Annotated in this window: 20 protein-coding genes; 2 read left to right on the forward strand and 18 right to left on the reverse strand. The window is 45.4% G+C overall.

Going from position 1 to position 21,479, the window contains the following annotated elements:
* Positions 1–232: 232 nt before the first annotated feature.
* The 9 genes from ACTQ50_RS04305 to ACTQ50_RS04345 form a co-directional block, all read right to left on the reverse strand.
* On the reverse strand, positions 233–679 hold the full coding sequence (locus ACTQ50_RS04305; RefSeq protein ID WP_441483119.1) for a DUF1934 domain-containing protein: 447 nt from the start codon (positions 677–679) through the stop codon (positions 233–235).
* Positions 680–697: 18 nt separating this feature from the next.
* Positions 698–1,519: a glutamate racemase gene (gene murI / locus ACTQ50_RS04310; protein WP_441483120.1), complete on the reverse strand. Its 822-nt coding sequence runs from the start codon at positions 1,517–1,519 to the stop codon at positions 698–700.
* Positions 1,520–1,606: 87 nt separating this feature from the next.
* The gene (locus ACTQ50_RS04315; RefSeq protein WP_441483121.1) at positions 1,607–1,834 is read right to left on the reverse strand and encodes a hypothetical protein; all 228 of its coding nucleotides are present in this window, start codon (positions 1,832–1,834) and stop codon (positions 1,607–1,609) included.
* Between the two features lie 144 nt (positions 1,835–1,978).
* Complete coding sequence (locus tag ACTQ50_RS04320; RefSeq protein ID WP_441483122.1) at positions 1,979–3,643, reverse strand: GerAB/ArcD/ProY family transporter; 1,665 nt, start codon at positions 3,641–3,643, stop codon at positions 1,979–1,981.
* Positions 3,640–5,169 carry a spore germination protein gene (locus tag ACTQ50_RS04325; protein ID WP_441483123.1) on the reverse strand — a complete coding sequence of 510 codons (1,530 nt, stop codon included), beginning with the start codon at positions 5,167–5,169 and terminating at the stop codon, positions 3,640–3,642. The genes ACTQ50_RS04320 and ACTQ50_RS04325 overlap by 4 nt, the downstream gene beginning before the upstream one ends.
* 222 nt (positions 5,170–5,391) lie before the next feature.
* Entirely contained in the window at positions 5,392–6,066 is a 675-nt protein-coding gene (locus tag ACTQ50_RS04330) for a GntR family transcriptional regulator (RefSeq protein ID WP_441483124.1), read from the reverse strand.
* Positions 6,067–6,160: 94 nt separating this feature from the next.
* Positions 6,161–7,015, reverse strand: a complete 855-nt coding sequence (ispE, locus tag ACTQ50_RS04335; protein WP_441483125.1) for a 4-(cytidine 5'-diphospho)-2-C-methyl-D-erythritol kinase — start codon at positions 7,013–7,015, stop codon at positions 6,161–6,163.
* 163 nt (positions 7,016–7,178) lie between these two features.
* Complete coding sequence (locus ACTQ50_RS04340; RefSeq protein WP_441483126.1) at positions 7,179–8,735, reverse strand: DUF3794 and LysM peptidoglycan-binding domain-containing protein; 1,557 nt, start codon at positions 8,733–8,735, stop codon at positions 7,179–7,181.
* 152 nt (positions 8,736–8,887) lie between these two features.
* Positions 8,888–9,301 carry a protease complex subunit PrcB family protein gene (locus ACTQ50_RS04345; protein WP_441483127.1) on the reverse strand — a complete coding sequence of 138 codons (414 nt, stop codon included), beginning with the start codon at positions 9,299–9,301 and terminating at the stop codon, positions 8,888–8,890.
* A gap of 219 nt (positions 9,302–9,520) precedes the next feature.
* On the opposite strand from ACTQ50_RS04345, the gene ACTQ50_RS04350 reads away from it, so the two are divergent.
* Entirely contained in the window at positions 9,521–10,261 is a 741-nt protein-coding gene (locus tag ACTQ50_RS04350; protein ID WP_441483128.1) for a lysophospholipid acyltransferase family protein, read from the forward strand.
* 115 nt (positions 10,262–10,376) lie between these two features.
* On the opposite strand, the gene ACTQ50_RS04355 is transcribed toward ACTQ50_RS04350, so the two are convergent.
* Complete coding sequence (locus ACTQ50_RS04355) at positions 10,377–11,225, reverse strand: AraC family transcriptional regulator (protein ID WP_441483129.1); 849 nt, start codon at positions 11,223–11,225, stop codon at positions 10,377–10,379.
* A gap of 193 nt (positions 11,226–11,418) precedes the next feature.
* Here ACTQ50_RS04355 and ACTQ50_RS04360 point away from each other — a divergent pair, with 193 nt between their 5' ends.
* Positions 11,419–13,830 carry a glycoside hydrolase family 3 C-terminal domain-containing protein gene (locus ACTQ50_RS04360; RefSeq protein WP_441483130.1) on the forward strand — a complete coding sequence of 804 codons (2,412 nt, stop codon included), beginning with the start codon at positions 11,419–11,421 and terminating at the stop codon, positions 13,828–13,830.
* A 150-nt stretch (positions 13,831–13,980) separates the two neighbouring features.
* Here ACTQ50_RS04360 and ACTQ50_RS04365 read toward each other — a convergent pair whose 3' ends face one another.
* The 8 genes from ACTQ50_RS04365 to ACTQ50_RS04400 all read right to left on the reverse strand — a co-directional run bounded on the left by ACTQ50_RS04365 (position 13,981) and on the right by ACTQ50_RS04400 (position 21,445).
* Positions 13,981–15,465, reverse strand: a complete 1,485-nt coding sequence (locus tag ACTQ50_RS04365) for an ATP-binding cassette domain-containing protein (RefSeq protein WP_441483131.1) — start codon at positions 15,463–15,465, stop codon at positions 13,981–13,983.
* A complete protein-coding gene (locus ACTQ50_RS04370) occupies positions 15,462–15,767 on the reverse strand; it encodes a sensor histidine kinase (RefSeq protein WP_441483165.1) in 306 nt (101 codons plus the stop codon). Before ACTQ50_RS04370 ends, ACTQ50_RS04365 begins: the two co-directional genes overlap by 4 nt.
* Entirely contained in the window at positions 15,655–16,641 is a 987-nt protein-coding gene (locus ACTQ50_RS04375) for a substrate-binding domain-containing protein (protein WP_441483132.1), read from the reverse strand. The genes ACTQ50_RS04370 and ACTQ50_RS04375 overlap by 113 nt, the downstream gene beginning before the upstream one ends.
* Positions 16,642–16,801: 160 nt before the next feature.
* Positions 16,802–17,728: an ABC transporter permease gene (locus ACTQ50_RS04380; RefSeq protein WP_441483133.1), complete on the reverse strand. Its 927-nt coding sequence runs from the start codon at positions 17,726–17,728 to the stop codon at positions 16,802–16,804.
* Between the two features lie 14 nt (positions 17,729–17,742).
* Positions 17,743–19,254, reverse strand: a complete 1,512-nt coding sequence (locus ACTQ50_RS04385) for a sugar ABC transporter ATP-binding protein (RefSeq protein ID WP_441483134.1) — start codon at positions 19,252–19,254, stop codon at positions 17,743–17,745.
* Positions 19,255–19,448: 194 nt separating this feature from the next.
* Positions 19,449–19,979: a spore maturation protein gene (locus tag ACTQ50_RS04390; protein ID WP_441483135.1), complete on the reverse strand. Its 531-nt coding sequence runs from the start codon at positions 19,977–19,979 to the stop codon at positions 19,449–19,451.
* A gap of 143 nt (positions 19,980–20,122) precedes the next feature.
* Positions 20,123–20,716, reverse strand: coding sequence for a nucleoside recognition protein (locus tag ACTQ50_RS04395; RefSeq protein ID WP_441483136.1), 594 nt, complete (start codon positions 20,714–20,716; stop codon positions 20,123–20,125).
* A gap of 192 nt (positions 20,717–20,908) precedes the next feature.
* Complete coding sequence (locus tag ACTQ50_RS04400; protein ID WP_441483137.1) at positions 20,909–21,445, reverse strand: DUF3877 family protein; 537 nt, start codon at positions 21,443–21,445, stop codon at positions 20,909–20,911.
* Positions 21,446–21,479 lie beyond the last annotated feature (34 nt).

Here is a 21,479-nt window from a genome sequence, read left to right on the forward strand (position 1 = left end):
TTTCAGCCTCTGGCATTTACCTGTTTATAGTATAAAATGAAACTCCAAAGCCGTCTACAGCATCCCACGTTCAAAACCTTACAACTCACGTTTTTGCGCCATAAAACATCCCTTTCACAGTGCCTGATTTTCGCAAACAAAAATGCAGTCAGAAATCTGCCCGCTCCCGGCATAATTTCTCACTGCATCTGATTCATTGATTTTCGCAATAGCTGCGAAAACAATTATAACTTTATAAAGTAAACCCAACTGTATTCTTCCCCTGCGCCTGAATATCCAGACAGCAATCTGCCACATGCTCCTGATTCAAATCCAGAGAATAATTCACTTTCATGGCAATTTGCCCGTCACTTTCTTCCAATTCCAGATTCGTCGCTGAAATTCCCATTTCAAGAGTTCCAAACGGGGTGGTATAAAATGCCATATTACGCTTTCCCTGCTCAAAAACCATATGTGTATTTACCTGTCCTTTTTTTCGGACTTCCATTCCCCGGGAGGATATCTTGATATAATTTACAGTAGGATCTCCCTGCTCGTCCAGCATTTCTTCATAACGAAGATAATGGCTTCCATTGCGGAAATAATACTCTCCCGGAACCACAATCTCGATTGGCTCATCACCTTCTGGTGTGTCCATCATATGTAAACCTTTTACGTGAATTAAAACTTCTTTTTCCATTCTTTTTTCCATCTCTTTTTAATATTTCTCAATATCGATTTTCTGTGTTTTCTCTACATCAAAGGGCAGGATTGAATTGGCAAATCCTTTGAACTTCTCTGCCAGGTCACTTACATAAAAACGATATGGGAAATCCGACTGCCCCTGACCGGTGCTCTTCATGTCCTCTCTCTCAAGAAGCCTTCCAAGCTCCAATGCTGTCTCATATGCCGGATTCACCAGCGTAACCCTATCTCCCATAATCTGCCCAATGGTGGAACGAAGAAGAGGATAATGGGTACAGCCCAGAATCAGGGTATCAATTTCCTTCTCCTGCAGCTCTCTCAGATATCTGGAAGCAATTTCCACAGTCACCGGATCATGCAGCCAGCCTTCCTCTACCAAAGGGACAAATAGGGGACAGGACTTCCCGATTACTGTAATTTCCGGATCAATATGCTTCAAAACCTCTGCGTGAATTCCACTTCCTACTGTACCCTCTGTACCAATAATTCCCACACGCTTATTTCGCGTAACCTGTGCGGCTACCTTCGCCCCGGCTTCGATCACCCCTAAAATAGGAATATCAAATTCTTCCCGGACTGCATCCAGGGCAAATGCACTGGCTGTATTACACGCTACCACTATTGCCTTTACCTGCTGTTCTTTCAGGAAACGGATAATCTGACGTGAATATCTTATAATTGTTTCCTTGGATTTACTTCCGTATGGAACCCTGGCAGTATCACCGAAATACACGATTTTCTCTGCTGGAAGATTCCGCATGATCTCCCTTGCCACAGTAAGTCCGCCAATACCGGAGTCAAACACACCAACAGGCGCATCTCTGTCTATTTTCATTCATCTATCTCCAAATTCATAGTCAAGCGATATTCGCAATCTGTACTTCATTTTAACACCAAAGAAGCGGCGGTGCAAGTGCTTGTACTACATCAAAGCGTTAAGTGTCTCCACAATCCAGAAATGAAATCTTGGCTCTGCTTTCTGACCGTTCTCCGTACTCGGTGCTTCCATAAAACAGAACTGAGGATAAATGGTTCCCCACCATGCAAGAAGGTTGGAATTTTTATTAAAATTTTCACTGCCCGGGCAAAGTAATACAGCTGTCAGAAGTGCTGCCGCTATATGATATTTGTTTTTTCTCAGACAAAACATAAAAGTGCCTCCCATATTTTTCTTAACAAAAGTATTCCCTGTCCCGGCCCGGAATAATCACATTCATCCCCACTGGTTGCTTATTGCTTTTCACAGCCGCTCTAGAGTCTGTTTCAAACACGCCCTGGTCCTTACTTGATGCGGCTAAAATTTCACCTCCAGTTCCTTTCCATAAATTTCCAGTTTCGGCAGTTCAGGCAAAGCACCACGTTCATAAAACTCATGATAAACCTCACGAAGAGTTACTGCCTGTCCCGGACTTCCATTTGGATTATTTTCCAGAAGCCCAAGAAGATACTCCCCCAGAGAAACGTCCTGAGGGCTTACCCAGGCTACCGCTTCAGATGCCGCATCGCAGCGAAACACATAAACATTTTCACCTATAGTCGGCTCCTGCTTCAAATACTCAAGAACCTGCTCCCAACGCCCTCCATCCAACAGATTCTCGCCAAGAACCAGAATTTCCAGATGTCCCATATCCAGATATTTTTCCTGTGTCCGACTGTATATATTTTCAATCTCACGGAAGGTTTCTCCCTGAATCGACGGTGCAGCATTGCCCTGATCTTCCCCGTCTTTTTCCTGTCCTGTAGATTTTGGAAGATCCGGAATTCCGTAAGTCAGCTGATATCTCCCCTCTGTAATATCAGCTCCAAGTGCAAGCGGATACATGCGTTTCTCCGGTTCCACACCGCCACAGCCGGCTAACAGAAACAATGCACTAACACACGCTGCAGCAAGCTTCTTTTTCCACTTCTTTTTTCCAGCCATAAAAAATATAAACTGAAGCACCAGCATTCCGGGCACAAATATATATTTCAGATACAGGGGAAAGCTATTCCGGATTCCCCCTCTTCCAGTTTCCCACACGGCTCCGGCAAAAACCAGAATGGATATCCACAGCTTTCCAGTTCCCATATCTGCTTTTTCCACAATTAAATGACCATAATGCAGAAAACTTCCAATAGAAAATAAAAGGCTGTATAAAAGAAATCCCATCCAGAGGACATCAAATCTTGCCAATACATTTCCCGGAAGCTCCGCACCTGCCAGAAGCGGCAAAATCGGGCAGCTTTCATATTTCAGACGCCCCCATCCGAATACAGAAGGAAGCAGCAATTCCGTCAGAATAAGCAAAATTCCCAGGGTAAAAACGGCAAAGCTTACAGTTTTTCCTGTATCTTTACTGTTTCCTACACATTCCAGTGCAAAGGGAAGCAGCCCCAATCCGGAAAATGCGCATATCACATCATATCCACTCTCCAGGATTTTTCTTCCTGAAAAAGAGGAATTCCATACCATTTCCTGAAAATACTCCCATTTTCCCTGTCCCACAGCCAGGAATAACATAAGCATAACTGCTGCAAGTACCACGCCGCCTGACACTTCTCCCATTCTGCCTCGTCTCTGAATCCCCCTGTGCGTACCCAGACTGCAAACCAGCAATGTGAGCAGACAAAGCCTTTTTTTTCCTATACCTGTTCCCAGACTGACTGCAACAATTTCTCCCAGAAGGTTCAAAAGAAATGCGGCTCCAAGAATACAGTATATAAGAAAAAACAACGCGGTCAGCCGTCCCCACACCACACCGGCTGTTTTGCAGGGTCTGGCAAAAGCATAACGAAGACGGACGAGGAAAATCACATAAAACAGCACTGCTGCAAGGGCTGCTGCAGTCCCTGCCAGCCCGCCAAGTCCCAGAGTTTTTCTGTTTCCAAAAAGGCACAATATTAATGGTGCAATAAACGCAATCACGATCTGCCTGTAGAGCTGCCGCTGGGAGATTCGATTATTTTCTGCAAATTTCATTTACTTCGGTTACCTTTCCTTCCTGTTCTTATTGCGGATTTTTGCAGTCTCACTCGCTCATTTTGTCTGGCATATGAAGGGCGCCTCCATCTCTTTTTAAATGGCACTCTCACAATTTTGCTTCCAGTCCCATTATCCGTACTTTGTTTGACAAAGGGCGTCAGGTATGGGACTCCAAAGCTGAGAAGTCCTGCCAGATGTGATACTGTCAGATATACTCCGGTCACAATTCCAAAAATCCCCAGATATCCTCCCAAAAACAAAAAGAAATATTTAAGCATCCGAAATGCCGAGGCAAATTCTTCATTTGGGATTGCAAGAGAACCAAGCGCCGTGATCGCCACAACCATGACCACGATCGGGCTTACAAGATTCGCTTCCACAGCAGCAGATCCCACGATAAGTCCTCCCACAATTCCCATGGCATTTCCCAGCGCTCCCGGAATCCGTACACCAGCCTCCCGAATCAGTTCAAAGGATAACTCCAGCAGAACAAGCTCCGCAATGCTGGAAAATGGCACGCCTTCTCTTGCCTGGGCAAAGGACAGAAGCATATTCGTAGGAAGAATCTGCGTGTGAAACCGGATCACTGCAAGATAAAGTCCCGGCAGCAACGTAGCAGCTGTCAGTGCCACATAGCGCAGTATTCGAAGAAATGATGCCATTTCAAATCGGTTATACCAGTCCTCGCTGCTTTCCATAAAGCTATGAAAAACACCTGGCAAAATAAGCGCTGACGGAGAATTGTCACAGAGAAGCACTGCTTTTCCATTTAAAATTTCCTGTGCTGCACGATCCGGTCTTTCCGTAGTCTGATACTGCGGAAAAGGAGAAAACCAGGAATCCTCCGTCAGCTGTTCCAGCATTCCACTGTCCAGGATTCCATCAATTCGAAACTCTCCAAGCCGCTCTTTCACCTGCTCCAGAAATTCCTCCTGCACCAGATCTTCCATGTATACCATCTGGACCAGTGTATGTGATCTCTCCCCAATATAAAATTCCACTACCTTTAATCTGGTATCCCGAAGCCGCTTTCGGATCAACGCGGAATTTATTTTCACAGAATCAGAGAAGCCTTCCCTGGAACCTCGCAGAACCTTCTCCATCTCCACTTCTGTTACACCCATGCTTGGATAACCGGCACTGGAAATTTTCATGGCCTGGTCAAATCCGTCCATAAAGAAAACCGCATTTCCGGCAAGCAGCCCTGCGAACACCTGCTCCATATCAGTCAGCTTCTTTACATCCGCAATTCCCAGGCTGTTATACTCCACAAACTCCTGGATCTCCCCCGGCGAAATCTCCCAGAAATGTCCCACCATCTTTCCAATGGCCGAATCCTCCAGCATCATATTGGAAGTCGCCACCTCAATATAAACCATCAGGCAGTCAACCTTCCTCTCATCTCCCAGCCTCATCCTCCGGATCTGAATATCCCCACAATCCGCCAGGCGCTCTCTTACATAACGCTCATTTACTCGAATATCCTTTGAAATTATAACAATATTATCATTTTTCTCCAACATTACTCCTCTTTCCGTTTTTCAGGCAATAAAAAAAGACACTGGTCATCTCTCCCAGTATCTCCCAATAAAACAATTATATTCTTTTTATTTTCCCAATTCAATTTCAGGCGCTGGCACAGCCGCCGTTCCTCTTCTCCACCTTCTTTTTCTCAACTTTCCGGTGCGCCGGGGTGGCGCGTGCAGGGTGTACCCGCGCCGCCCCCTCCCGGGAATCCACACTCTCTACTCTTCCGCCCGAATCGCCTGAATAATTCCCATCCTCTGATTCTCCAGATGCTCAAAGGACAGCTCCTGCGCCCTTTTCACATCTCTGGCTTTAATGGACTGGGTAATCTCCTCATGCTCATTCACCAGGCGGTTTCTGGACTCGTCCTCTTTCAGATACTCTACACGGTACCTGTAAATCTGTTCCCGAAGATTGTTCAGCACCTGCATCAGTCTCTTATTATCCGCAGCCTCATAAATTACCTCGTGGAAATTCACATCTGCCTCAGCCATCTTTACCAGATCACCTTCCGCAGTGCTGGTCTGGAAATCCTCTGCTGCCTGTTCCAGTTTCCTGATATCCGCATCTGTCATATTGGCACAAGCCTTCTCAATGGCCATATTTTCCAGAGTGATCCTTACCTCCAGAACGTCATTCAGGTCCTTCTCTGTAATATTTGCAACCTGGGCCCCACGTCTTGGAATCATCACAACCAGACCTTCCAGTTCCAGCTTCCGCATAGCCTCACGGATGGGAGTCCTGCTCACCCCAAGCTTCTCCGCAAGAGCAATCTCCATCAGTCTTTCGCCTGGCTTCAATTCTCCCTTCAGAATCGCCTGACGCAATGTATTAAAAACAACCTCCCTAAGCGGAAGATACTCATCCATATGCACTGTGAAATCACTTGTCATTTGTATTTCCCTCCTAAAATATTGCTGTTCCCTCTACAGCCAGCAACAAAAATAGTGCCGTTCGCAGAAAACATGCCGCAAAATATTTTCGTGCCTAAAAAACATCCGTTGCAAAAACAGTCTTCGCCAGCCTGCTCTCCCGGAGAACAGCTGCTGCCTGCTCCATTTTCTCCTTGCTGTCAAAAATCCCGAACACAGTTGGACCGCTTCCACTCATCATGGCCTTACGCGCTCCATTGCTCTCCATCAGGTCTTTAATCTCCTGGATCACTGGATATTTGCTGATGATTCCCGGTTCAAATACATTTCCCATCCTGGAGATCATTCCGTCAAGATCCCCATTCTGAACAGCCGTCACCATACCATCAATGTCCGGATGGACCACTGCTGGATCATCCAGCTTCAGATTTTCGTAAGCGGTCTTGGTGGAAACATTTACTCCCGGTTTTCCCACCAGAACATAGCAATGGGGTACTTTTGGAAGTCTGGTCAGCTTCTCACCAATTCCCTCTGCCAGAGCAGTCCCGCGCATCACACAATAAGGAACATCCGCTCCAACCTTCACAGCACGCTTCATCAGCTCTTCCTCAGAAAGTCCCAGTCCAAACAGCCGATTCACTCCCACAAAAGCTGCTGCAGCGTCAGAACTTCCCCCAGCCATGCCAGCTGCTACCGGAATAAATTTCTCCAGATTCATAGTAAGTCCCTCTTTTACCTGGAACTCATCCATCAGCATCTTGGCAGCTTTATATACAAGATTCCGCTCATCTGTAGGAACATAAGGAATGTTGGTAGTAAGGGTAATTCCCGGTTCCTCTTTTTTCTCGATTTCAAGCACGTCATACATCTGTATGGTCTGCATGATCATGCGGACTTCATGGTATCCGTCATCACGTTTCCCCACCACATCAAGTCCCAGATTTATTTTTGCAAGTGCACGTAAACGCATAATTTCCTCCGCTTGTAACTGCCACTCAAGAAACACCAGTCAGATCATCACCTATAAGCAGCAGTTCCTTTTGTACTTTGTATACAATTTTATCAATGCTTTTATTGTAAAATATTTTTGTATTTTTTTCAATACATTTATTCGAGGAAATTTCTCATTCTATTTACCCTTTCACCTTCTTCACCAGCAGCAGCGGCATTCCCGGTGCAACACGATCGTTCTCCAGTTCATTCAGCCCGCAGATTTCCTCCACCGTAGTATAAAATCGTTTCGCAATGTCCCACATGGTATCCCCATTTTTCACCACATACACTGTAATTCCCGGCATAGCCTGGATTTTCTGCATGTCAAGGGGCTGCTCCTCCACTTTGCTGATGATCACCTGTTTTTCGCACTGAAGCACCAGCACATTCAGGCTGATCACAGCTTTTACCTCAATTTCATTGCTGTCGATCATGGACGTAGACAACTGCTCCAGATCCGCCTGCAGGAAAAAGACACTGTCCTCGTTAATTCCATTTGCTTCTATTATATGGGAAAAAGGGATCATCCCATCAACAGAATAAAACGGCATATCATCATTGCCCGTAATATAAAGAATCTTCATAAATACAATTCCATCAGCCTGGATTCCATTTTCCACGATTTTTGTTTTTTCAACCTTTACACGTCCCTGGCTGTGGCAGATCTGCAAAATTTTCCCCTGGCTTTCTTTCAGCTCAATGCGGTCCGCTACCCGGCACTTGGAATCATTACGCACCAGAAGGCTTTCCAGACACATCTCTTTTCCCTGTGGAATACATTCCTTTAACGGGGAATACACATCCAGGATCAGGTCATGCTCTTCCTCCCGGTAAAGCTTCATATCCAGCTCCAGAACCACATCTACACTCATCACCCGCTCTTCCCCGTCGGAATCCGGTTTCACCTCAATACTCTGGTGCATAACAGAAAAGCCGATATTAGGGATCATCTCCCCTGTGCAGCCAGTACATTCTACCTCCGTGTTAAACGGCAGGACATACTCTGCCCACTGAAGTGGATTTTCCTCATCTTCCCCTGCATAAAGGACAAAAACAGAAAGTTCTCCTCTTGCTTTCACCACATTGTCCTCCGGCCGCAGATCCATACCGCGGACATCAATGGTGTACCACAGAAGCTGTTCAATATTCGGTTTATTGGACACCAAAGTCACTTCATCCTTAATCCGCATAGTGTCCTTTTTATGTACCATAAGACTCATTAACCGGACTTTCTTCCTTTTTACTGAAATTTCTTCCTCGCTGATTTCCACCGGAAGCTGGACTCCTGCCATCTCATCTACCACTGCATAGAAGGTGACGATCGCTTTTATGTTCAGTTTTCGGGAATGGATCATGTGCACACTGAGATCCTCAATCTCCCACTTCAGGCACATTTTGTCCCCGCTGGCGATCCCTTCCAGGTTCAAAGTCTCATCAAAAGGCAGTTTTGCCCCCAAACTGCTCACTTTCTGGTCTTCTTCCCCCACATAGAGAATATCCACATTCAGATTTCCATTGATAAAGGCTTTGCCATCGCTAAGACGCACTTCATCCATGGAAACGTCGCCCTTGCTCTGGATCAGCCTGCCCATATCCGGTTTTGCATCCGGGACATTATAATCTGTATCAAAGGTTACCTGACTGGTTGCACGGCTTTTTACGTGAAGCATCTGCACACTTTCTTTTCTTAATTCCACGATTTTCCACTCCTTCTTGACTATCTGCTATATCATATTTCGGCTAACTGCTATAAAACCTTATATTTACTGCCGCCCAAAACTTCCTGCAAAATATTTTTGCTGTCAAAACTCAGCAAACAGTAAAGTTTACATTGTCTTTGTTCTCTTTTTTACTCGAATATAATTGGTTCCTTCCGATACTCCATCTTCACCACAATATACGGATAAGACGGAGGACTAAGCACCGCTTTCCCATCTGACGGCCCGATCAGCTGTGTCCGGAAAAAGACCGCCTGTGATGTTGCCCCCAGTTCTTCCACGGATATGCTGTAGCCGCCGCTCATCTGCTGCCCATATCCTTTTATGAGGAACAGGTCTTTTTCACTTTGGTAGGTCAGCTGAAATTCATTCGCCTTTTTCTCCTGTATCAAAGCAGCCAGTTCCGCCGGCAGATCTTCATTTTTTACAATGGAATATTCCAGGGGCTTCCGCGGCTCCTCCTCGATCCGGATAAAACGGCATCCACATAGCAAAAACATGGACCAGAGAATCATCCCCAGAAGAACTGCTTTTGTTTTTTTCATCCAGCCACCTCAGATATCTTGTCACTGTTCATCTGTTTTCCAGCGCTCTGGAGCCTGTTTTGTAAACACGGTGAACAGCAATCTCCATTTAATTTTATTCTATGAGGAATAAAAAAGATTTATTGCAAGAATTTTTGAAATTTCATATAATAGATGTAGATTCTATGCTGCAGTTCGCGATCAGACCAGCAGCAATTATGTAACAGAAAGGAAAATCATATGATTCGTTTTATTTTATGCGTGATCGTAGTGGTTGGATTCCTGATTTTATCCATTCCCATTCTCTTTGTGGAGTGGATCATCGGCAAATTCAATCCTATGGCAAAAGAGATCAGCTCTCTTCGGATCGTCCAGGCCGTTTTCCGGTTCATCCTGTGGGTGGCAGGTGTGAAGCTGACGGTTATTGGAGAAGAGAATGTACCAACTGATGTGCCGGTTCTTTACATCGGAAATCACCGAAGCTTCTTCGATGTTCCCATCACTTATCCCCGATGTCCAATCCGCACCGGTTACATAGCTAAGAAAGAGATGGAAAAAGTTCCTCTTCTTTCCACCTGGATGAAGCGTCTCCACTGCCTGTTCCTGGACCGCAAGGATCTGAAGCAGGGACTGAAAACCATCCTCACCGCCATTGAAAAGGTAAAGTCCGGTATTTCCATCTGCATTTTCCCGGAAGGGACCCGCAATAAGAATGAAGATGAACTGGACATGCTTCCTTTCCATGAAGGCAGCTTTAAAATTGCCACAAAGACCGGCTGTCCCATTATCCCAATGGCCATCAGCGGTTCCGCCGACATCTGGGAAGCCCATTTTCCCAAGATGAAAAAGACTCACGTCATCCTGGAATACGGCAAGCCAATCTATGTAGACCAGCTGGAGAAGGAGGATAAGAAGCATCTTGGAGCTTATACCCAGAATATTATCCATGAGATGCTGGTGAAAAATAAGGCGCAGTTATAACATAATAATTGCTTTTCAAGCAGGACAGACCATTGAAATTTCTTGGTCTGTCCTGCTTTTTATTTGCGCGAGCAACAAGCCAAAGTTAGTGCTTGCACGCGACCTTGGCAACTTCCTAAAGGTGATTTTTCCCTATTCTTAGACTTCTCCTCACTTCCTTCGGCGGTTCGCCATAAGTTTCCTTGAATTTTCGCAGAAAACCTTTGTAATTGGTAATCCCGTTTTTGTCCAGAAGAAAAGTTATGTTTTCGTCAGTTTCCAAAAGATCTGTGTGAAAATGCTCCATGCGGATCTGGTTTACATAAGCAAGGAAAGTCTGACCGGTGTATTTGCGGAAAAGGCGGCAGAAGTGCTCGGGTGTAATGGACAAAAGCCCAGCGGCGTCAGCAAGGGAAATGCTTTCCCCATAGTGTTCCCGGACAAATTCCATGCACAGCTTCATCCGTTCCAGGTCTCGCACAGTGCCATGAGCGGTTTCTGTGTTTTCCTCCTCCCGGATTCCTTCTGTGGAGAGAAGGTAGAGCAGGCGGTAAACTGCGGAAAGCACTAGAAGGTGGTAACCTTCTTTTTTCTCCTCATATAAGCTGGCGATCTCCTGGAAAATTTCGCCCAACTGACAATTCAGATACTTTTCTTCCCCAGTCATAAGTTCCTGAAATTTTAGTCCTTTCCACCTGGTTGAAATTCTTTCCAAATGAACCGGCGGTATTTGCAAAAGATAGTACTTTGCGTCCTCATGTGTATAGGTATAATGAATATCATTAGAATTTACCAGGAAAATATCTCCTTTTTTCAACTCATAACTCACATCATTGATAGACGCTGTAATCCCGCCTTCAAGCACATAAATGATTTCCAGGTGCTCATGCCAGTGCGCTGGAAGCAGCTGATTCCAGGTATTTACGTATGTAAAATGAATTTTTCCAATATGATCGTCCAGGACATTTTCATATTCCGCTTTCATATTTTCACCTCATAAATCAAAATCCACCACTTATTTATAATATTACTATATATTATTTTATCTTAAATATCAAGAAAGCCCCATAAAAGAAGCAATAAACCCTCTAGCACATTCCCCTCTTTTCCCGTACAATGAATCTAACGAGAACAATTAAAACTTTCACATAAAAATATTCACAGGAGGACACATTCCAATGAACAAATGGACCAGAGTTAAATTCCAGCCAAACCTTCCTCTTAAGGAAAGCGGCCGTGTTACTGCAAGCAAAGAACATATCCTTCTTTCCAAAGAAGCAGCCAAAGAAGGTATGGTTCTTTTAAAAAATGAGAAAAATATGCTTCCTCTTGCTGAGGGCACACGCATTGCTCTTTTCGGCAAAGGCAGCTTCGACTATGTAAAAGGCGGCGGCGGAAGCGGTGACGTTATGGTTTCCTATGTGCACAACCTTTACGACGGGCTGAAAATGCAGGAAGGCGCCGTTCAGATCTATGAGCCATTATCCGCATTCTACCGCACCGATATCCAGCATCAGTATGAAAAAGGCGCCGCACCAGGAATGACAGTAGAGCCAGAGCTTTCTCCGGAGCTTGCTGACGGCGCAAAAGCATTTGCGGACGTTGCAGTTGTTGTGATCAGCCGTTTCTCCGGCGAGGGCTGGGACCGTTCCAGCATTGAGTGTACCAACGAATTTAATCCATGGGATACTGAAACCACCATGCCAAAGGTTTCCGGCGAAGTTTTCCCAGATGGTGACTTCTATCTCACAGCCCGTGAAAAAGCAATGCTTTCCATGGTAAAAGAGCGCTTCGATGATATCGTGGTAGTTCTCAATATCGGCGGAATCATCGACCTTTCCTGGGTCAAAAATGACGACCAGATTTCCTCCGCTCTTCTTGGATGGCAGGGCGGCATGGAAGGCGGACTTGCCATGGCCGAGCTTCTCACCGGCAAAGGAAATCCATCTGGTAAGCTGGCAGACACTTTTGCAGCAGATGTAAACGATTATCCTTCCACAGCTAACTTCCATGAGTCCTTTGATTATGTAAACTACACCGAGGACATTTATGTAGGCTACCGCTATTTTGAAACCCTTCCAGGCGCGCAGGAGAAGGTTATCTATCCATTTGGATACGGACTTTCCTACACCACCTTTGATCTGGATACCACCGCTATGTGGGAAACAGAGGATCAGATTTTCGCTGAGGTTCAGGTAACAAACACTGGCGATTTTGCAGGAAAGGAAGTTGTCCAGATTTATTTCGAAGCACCACAGGGACTTCTGAAAAAACCAGCCCGCCAGCTTGCCGCTTTTGCAAAAACCCGTCTTCTTCAGCCAGGCGAAACACAGCAGATCCGCCTTTCCTTTGCAAAAGCTGACATGGCTTCCTATGATGACCTTGGAAAGATCCAGAAATCTGCATACATCCTGGAAAAAGGTACTTATAAATTCTACATTGGAACTTCTGTACGTGACACAGAAGAAGGCATCCAGACAATGGAACTGACTGCAAATGTGATCACAAAGCAGCTCACCGCACACCTTGTTCCAACCAGCCTGAAAGAGCGTATGCTCTCTGACGGCAGCTTCGAGGAGCTTCCACAGTCTGCATGCAACGACATGAACGAATGCGTATTTGAGAAAATGGAGCCAGGCACTGAGGAAGGTCTTACCCCTGCTGTCCGCAGCTGCGCACGTGGTGCTCTTTTTGATAATTATGGCAAAAAGCAGTTCATTGATGTAGCAGAAGGCAAGCTTTCCCTGGACGATTTCATGGCACAGTTAAGCGACGACGACCTGCTTCATCTCCTTGGAGGACAGCCAAATGTAGGTGTTTCCAATACCTTCGGCTTTGGAAATCTTCCGGACTACGGCGTTCCTTCCATTATGACAGCAGACGGTCCTGCCGGACTTCGTATCAGCGGAGAATGCAGCATGAACACAACTGCATGGCCTTGCGCAACCCTTCTTGCATGCACCTGGAACCCAGCACTTGTTCAGCAGGTTGGACAGGCAGGCGCTGAGGAAGTGAAGGAGAACAACCTTGCAGTATGGCTTACCCCTGCAGTGAATATCCACAGAAACCCACTTTGCGGAAGAAACTTCGAGTACTATTCCGAGGATCCGCTGATCGCTGGAAAAATGGGCGCAGCTATGGTAAAAGGTATCCAGTCCCAGCACATTGCAGCTTCTGTAAAGCATTTTGCAGCAAATAACAAAGAGACCAACAGAAAGCACAGCGATTCCCGTGTTTCCGAGCGTGCACTTCGCGAGATCTATCTGAAAGGTTTCGAGATCATTGTAAAAGAGGCTCAGCCATGGACCATCATGTCCTCCTACAATGCCATCAACGGACACCGCGCTTCTGAAAACCGCGAACTTCTGGAAGATGTTCTCCGCGACGAGTGGGGCTTCAAGGGTATGGTTACCACAGACTGGTGGACAAGAGCAGAGCATTACAAAGAAATCAAGGCCGGAAATGACGTAAAAATGGGAACCGGTTTCCCAGAGCGCGTGAAAAAGGCCATGGAAATGGGACAGCTTGGCCGTCCGGAATTAGAGCACTGTGCTAGACGTGTGCTGGAACTGATTTTGAAGATTGACTGATAAAGTATGATCTCATATTTCTCAATCATAAATTTTGAAACCCATAATTAAGTATCAAGAATCCCATAGCAATTTAATTTCTGTTGCTATGGGATTCTTGTTTTAACCACTTAAAATACAAACCTAATCATTAGGATTTAATTTAACCTCTTACTTTCTCGCCGACGGATACATATGCAGCCAGGGCACCGGCGACGTGATCTTATGGAAATTTTCTCTTGCAATTTCCCGCTTTTCCCCGTTCTCGCCAAGAATTAACAGGCGGTCCGCCATGGCCAGGGAATCTGACAGATTCAAGGACAGAATCACCACCGAAATCCCCTTATCCAGAAACTTCTCCAACATACTCCAGATAAACATCCGGTGAGCCAGATCCGCTCCCCGGAAAGGCTGAATGCAAAACAGGATCTCCGGTTTCTGCAAAAGTACTCTTGTATACACCAGCTGATACTTCTGCTTTTCGCTTAACTCCTCCACCGGCATGTCAAAAACCTCTGTCCCTAATATGGGACTGTACTCATTTCGAATACTTTTCCGAAGACGCTTGTTATGCCAGATCGAAGGCACTTTCTCCGCCAGACCAATGCAGAGATTATTCATATAATCCAGTTCCGGAAAGATCATGGTTTTCGTAGTACGTTCCTGGATCACCGCAATCCTGCCATTTCCCGGGATCTCTGTCCGCTTCCCATTCAGCAGGATTTCTCCGCTTTCCGGTAAAATATCTCCGGACAAAATCCCACGCAGCTCCTCCATTCCGCCGGCATCCATGATCTGTACTGCCAGGCATTCTCCCCTATGCACATCAAAAGAAAAATTGCAGGCAGCATCCTCTCCGTAGCCCTTCCACTGAAACACAACCGGCGCAGCCTGCTGCCCTTCCCTTTTTTCCGTATGATAACGGACCATGTCATTATATTCCGTCATGTAAGTCACTGGCGGATCATTGAACAGTTCCGCTCTTTCCAGGATCTTCTGGATCCTTCCATTTGTAAACAGCGCACATCTGTCGCAGATACTGGAAATCTCCTCCAGATGAGAACAAATATAAAGAAAAGAAAACCCTTTTTTCACATAATGACGAATAATTCCATGAAGCTTTTTCAGTTCATCATCACTGACAAGGGCTCCAACTTCATCCAGCACGATCAGATGATATCCCATGATCACGGCCCGGAGCAGTTCTACAATGATCCGCTCAAAAGTAGAAAGCTTCTCCACATCTTTATTAAGGGGAATATCCATTCCGATATCTTCGAAAAAAGGCTCCATCTGCCGGTTCAGGATCTTTGTGCGGATCACCCACTGGCGAAAGCCCGGGCGCAGGACAAAAATATTATCTGCAATATTCAGATTCCCTGCCAAAGAACTTTTCTCCTGGATAATGCTGATCCGGTTTGATGCCTTATAATGCTCTTTCCAAGTATTTACCTTTTCCCCGCCGTAATAAATATAGCCGTCATAAAGGGGAAGGTTCCGTTCCAGAAGCTTCAGAAGAGCTGTTTTTCCATGACTGTTAACAGGCAGAAATCCCATGATCTCCCCCTGAAAAATCTGAAGGTTGAAGTCCTCCAGTTTCACAACCTCATCCTCTTTATACGTCACACGCTCCATTCTGAGAACTTCATTTCTCATGCCAGCACACTCCTGTTTTTCACCTGTCTGTCATCGGTCAGCATAGGGATGGTGATCTCCACATCTGTTCCCTCGCCTGGCACAGAATAGACATGCATGCCATATTCATCCCCAAAGATCAGATGAATTCTGTTATTTACATTCACCAGAGCGATTCCGCCCTGTTTTTCTTCGTTGTCGTGAAAAGCCTTAGTTGACTTGCCCAGTTTCTGGTTCAGCTTCGCCAAGGTCATCTCGTCCATTCCCACCCCATCGTCGGCAATGCGGATGATCAGACGGTCCTTTGTACACTGAAAAAGGATGTAAAGATTTCCACCGCCAACCTTCCTCGCCGTTGATAGCTCTTATAGCTGCTTTTACGCCTTCAGATCCCATAACGTCCGGGTTCTGAGCCATTGTGCAAAGAAGATATCCGTCGTCGATCAGGTTCAGGATAGCGTCGGATTTATCAAAACCAACACCGATGATGTCAGAGTTTCCAGCTGCTTTGATAGCATTTCCAGCACCAGTTGTGGATCCTTCGTTGCATCCGAAGATACCAACAACGCCCTGTGTAATGTAGTTCTCTGCGATACTCTGGGATTTTGCTGCATCACCTTCGCCGTACTGGGTTTCCATGATCTCGAAGTCTGTTCCGTCAAATGCTGCGCGGAAGCCTTCCTCACGGTTTACGCAGGAATCAGTAGCTGCATTTACATTGATGATACCGATTTTTCCAGATGTAATACCAGCATCCTCAAGAGCTTTCTTCATCTCTTCACCAGCTGTTGTTCCAGCAGCTTTGTTGTCTGTGGAGAAAGTAGCCTCTGCCTCTACGTTTGCAGGAGAGTCAACATATACAATCTTAACGCCCTGGTCTTTTGCTTCCTGAAGTGCGGAAGAAATAGCATCTGGTCCGTTTTCAGCAACCATGATCGCGTCATAGCCGCCTGCTACTGCGTTGTTTACACACTCGATCTGCTGAGCATCATCCTTTGTATTTGGGGACATGAAGTCAACGGTTACGCCAAGCTCTTCAGCCTCTGCCTGAGCACCTTCGTTCAGGGTGATCCAGTGCTGGTCGATGGAATCCATTGTGATCAGCGCGATTTTCTCATCGCCTGTAGCGGTAACATCATCTGATGCATAAACAGTAGCTGCTCCAAGGGAAGCAATCATTGATACTGCGCATACCATAGCTAAAAGTTTTCTTTTCGTTGTAAAAATCCTCCTAAAAATTAATTTTTTATAACTACCCGCCTTCTCCATTTGCGGTTTAGTTTCATGAAATTATTTTACATTTTCTATATTCAGTTGTCGATTTCGTTTTCCTGTGAAAAATACCGTTTTCTTGCGATTATTTCTTTCTGTGTTTGCCAAACTGTCCGTTTCTTACAACTACGTCAAGCAATACGGCTGCAACTACGATCACACCGATCACAACTCGCTGGATACCAACCTGTGCACCGATCATGTTCAGACCATTTTCCAGTGTCTGCCAAACGGCTGCACCTGCGAAGGTTCCAAGAAGGATTCCAGTTCCTCCAAGTGGGGAAACACCACCGATTACACCGGCTGCTACGCCGTACATCTCGTACATGTTTCCAGCTTCCATATTTCCCATACCAGCCTGTGCGCAAAGGATAAGACCAACTACACAGGAGCATACAGAGCTTACCAGATAAGTCTTTACTGTGGTGGAAACTACGTTTACACCAGAGAGCTTTGCTGCATCCACGTTAGAACCGATTGCGTAAATGTGACGGCCTGTACGTGTCTTGGATAAGATGAAGAAAAATATAACAAAAATAACAAGTGCGATCCAGAATGTGTTGTAAAATCCAAGTGTTTTTCCATAGTAGAAAATGTTCTGGAAGGTGTCTGCGGTTTCTTTTCCAACACCAGTTGCAATGGCATCTGTGTTTCTGTTTCCGTTTACCACACCAACTACCAGGCAGGCAAGCAGTGCGATCACGATTGCAAGGATCGGTGCCATTCCGGTGGTCATTAAAGTGGCTGCGATCATAGCACTCATACCAACCATAGAACCAATTGACAGGTCAATGTTTCCAGTGATCAGAACGTAACTTTGTGCAATACCGATCAGCAGGTACTTGGACATGGAACGGAGCAGGTTCAATACGTTCTGTCCGGAAAATACTGCCGGGTTGATGATACCAAATGCGATATAAATGATGATCAGTCCCACGAATGCGGTAAGTGCTGCCCCCATTCCCCTGATCCCCAGTAATTTCTTTAAGGGGCTTTGCTGTTTACTATTCATTTTTACTTCCTCCCTCAGTTTCCTTTAATACCCTTGTTTTCAAAGGATGTTGCCATCGTCAGAATCTCGTCCTGGGTGGCTTCTCTTGCTGAAACCTCACCGGTGATACGTCCGTCACACATTACGATGATACGGTCTGCAATTCCCATGACCTCCGGCATTTCAGAGGATACAAACATAACTGCAATTCCCTGTTTTTTCAGCTCATTCATCAGGTTATAAATTTCTACCTTGGCTCCAACGTCGATTCCTCTTGTTGGCTCATCGAAAATGACAACTCGTGAATCTCTTGCAAGCCACTTTCCAACAACTACTTTCTGCTGGTTTCCACCGGAAAGGTTGCCGGAATCAATTTCTACGTTCGGTGTTTTGATCCGGAGATCCTTCACTGCTTTTTCGCAAAGGGCATCTTCTTTTCCTGAGTTTATCACACCCATCTTGTTGCATACAAGGTCAAGATTTGGCAGTGCCAGGTTCTGGCGGATACTCAGTTTCGTGCAGAGACCGTCTTTTTTACGATCCTCAGGGGCAAGTACAACACCGTTTCGGATGGCATCCATTGGACAGTGGACTTCGATTTTTTTACCATCCACATAAAGTTCTCCGCTGTCTTTCGGGTCAACACCGAAGATGGCTCTTGTGGTCTCCGTTCTTCCGGCTCCCATCAGTCCTGCAAATCCTACGATCTCGCCTTCATATAAGGAGAAGTTGATATCGCGGACCACTTTTCCTGCGTTAAGATTTTTTACTTCAAAAATCTTCTTGCCTTTCTTGCATTCCACTCTCGGGAATTTCTCTTTGATCTCACGGCCTACCATATTTTTGATGATGTAGTCCATGTCCATGTCTTTGAAATTACCGTCTGTTATGTATTGTCCATCTCGCATGATGGTAACTCTGTCCACGATATGGGACAGTTCTTCCAGTCTGTGTGAGATGTAAACGATTCCTCTTCCTTCATCTCTCAGCTTGCGGATGATGCGGAAAAGATCGTCGATTTCTTTTGCGGTCAGAGATGATGTGGGCTCGTCCATGATCAGGATCCTTGCATTGATGGAAAGTGCTTTTGCAATTTCGACCATCTGCTGTTTGGATACTGGCAGATCTCCTACGATCTGATCCGGGCTGATGTCGATCCGAAGATCGTCCAGAACCCTCTTGGCTTCTTTCCTCATTTTCGCGTTATTCAGGGAAAGACCGCCTTTTACTTCTCTTCCAAGGAACATGTTCTCCGTTACTGTTAAGTGCTTGCACATGTTCAATTCCTGATGGATAATGGCTACTCCTGCTTCCTGTGCCTGCTTTGGTGTCAGGTCGTCATAGGATTTTCCGAAGATTTCCATCGTTTCTTCGTCTCTGGTATATACACCGCTGAGGATCTTCATCAGGGTTGATTTTCCGGCTCCATTTTCCCCAAGCAGCGCCATGACTTCTCCAGAACGCAGCTCAAATTTTACATGATCCAGTGCCTTTACGCCTGGGAAACTTTTGCTGATATTGTTCATGGAGACAATGACCTCATTCATTCCATTCCCTCCTCATTTATTTGTTTTTGCTTTCCTTTGTTGATATTATCTTAACCCATGTGACGGGTTTGGAAAAGAGGGGGAGAGTTTGGGTTTATGGGGGGATTTTTATTGTGTGGGGGATTTTTTATCTTTCCCTGTTGTCACAAATGGACCAACGCTTAAAGGCTGCAAACTCAGACTTTGCGGATAATTCATCCAATATCCCATATCACGATCCAGACAGCTACTGCCATTCCTACCGCTGTAGCAAGCAGCGCACCAGGCAGAGTATAGCGTGTTTTCTTTACTTTAGTTATGCCGAAATAAACACTCATGCAGTAGAAGACGCTCTCGGTAGAGCTGAGGATGATTGCGGACATGAGGGCTGTAGGAGATTCCGTTCCGTGTTCTTTGAAGATGTCCAGGAGGAGGCTGGTGGCGGCGCTGGAGGAGAAAAGGCGAATCAAGGTTAACGGAATGATGTCTCCTGGGAGACCAAGGTGGGTGGTAGCTTTTCCAAGGAGATTGCTTAGGAAGGTAAGAAAGCCGGAGGCACGGAGAACACCTACGGCTGTCATCAGGCCAATTAAAGTGGGGCAAATTGAGACGACTGTTTTCAAGCCGTCCCGGGCACCGTCCAGGAAATCCTGGTAGATATCTTGCTTGGCAAGAAGACCGGACGCGATTATGTAAAATAGAAGAGGGGGGATTATGAGATTTGACAGGTAAGTTATGATCTTCATGGCGCCTCCTATTTTCCTGTAAGGCAATAATTTTATAATTCAATTTAATATTTATAACAATATTAACATTTTCTACCTCTTCGTTCTTTTTTCTTTTCCGAAATAGGCTTCTGCCTAAGATAGCTTTTTAGTTTTTATTTAATTTACGACTTTCTTATACTCCCACGACTGTGATTCATAATTCTGCAAAATATCACCGCCGCAAGCGTACTCATCCCAGTAGCAAAAATAGCAGGGCCAACAATAGCGGCAGGCGCAGGGCTGCCGTACTGGGCGCGGTAGGCGATTATGTTGATTGGCAAAAGCTGGAGGGAAGAAACGTTAATGATCAGGAAGGTGCACATGGGCTTGCTGGCAATAGTACTGTGCCCATTAAGACGGTCCAGTTCCTGAAATGCCAGCAGTCCGGAACTGGTGCTGGCATGACTTAAGCCCAGGAAATTAGACAGGAAATTCAGGGATATGTAGTAATTGGCTTTCTCTTGATTTTTTAATTCTGGAAATAAAAAACTGAGCAGCGGTCTGGTTCTTTTTGCAAGTTTCTCTACCAGGCCAGCCTGCTCTGCAATTTTCATAATGCCGGTCCAGAAGGCTGTGATTCCGGCGATAGAGATGATCAGATTTACTGCTTCTTTAGCAGAATTTATGACAGATTCCGTTACTGCATCAAGGGTTCCGGCAAACGCAGCATAAAGAATGCCAAGGAGGAGCATACCACCCCAGAGATAATTCATCATAATGCCATTCCTTCTATCCATCAGTTTCCCTAAAACTATACGCCCCCTCCCGCTATAATATTCCAGGCCAAAGACTAGAATACAATTTCTTAAGATTATAGAAAAACACGCCAGATCAATCAGCCCAATACTGATATTCTGGTGTGTTGGTGTTTCATATATAGTGATTTTGCTGGAAGGTAACGTGTCTGCTTAGAACCCGAAGTCCTCATAATCCTCTGGCAAAAACCTATGATAAATAAAATGGAATCCCTCATCCTTAAAGCAGTAATAATACGTATCATCTGCCTTATCCAGAAAACGGATATAGAAATCAAATTCCCCATTGTCCATTTCCTGACTCTCTGTTTTTTCCCAGTAAGAAGCAAACAGATCAAGTAATTTCTCCTTCGTGCAGTCATGCTGCTGAACCAGTTCGATGAGAACTTTGATAAATTCATTCTCTTTCATATTCCCATGTACATAAACGCTTCCCGGCTCTGGAATATAGAAACAGAATCTGTCCCCTTTATGGGACACTGCTACTTTGCCTAGCTTCGAAGTCAGAGTTTCCGGCATATTCTGCAGGCGGGTCAGCATTTCTTCTGCACTATCCTGTGCAGAAAAGAAATGGTTCAGAGAAGAAAGAGGATAGTACAAATGAATCTTCTCCTCTTTAAATCCCAGCTTCGCTTGTTCCTCTTTTATTACATCTATTAAACTGTTTTCCAGTTTCTCAAATCCAGTCATAAGTCCTCCTAATTTGTTCCTATTTCGCCCATAA

The organism is Blautia sp. Sow4_E7, from assembly GCF_052116245.1.
In the GTDB taxonomy this organism is placed as follows: domain Bacteria; phylum Bacillota; class Clostridia; order Lachnospirales; family Lachnospiraceae; genus Blautia_A.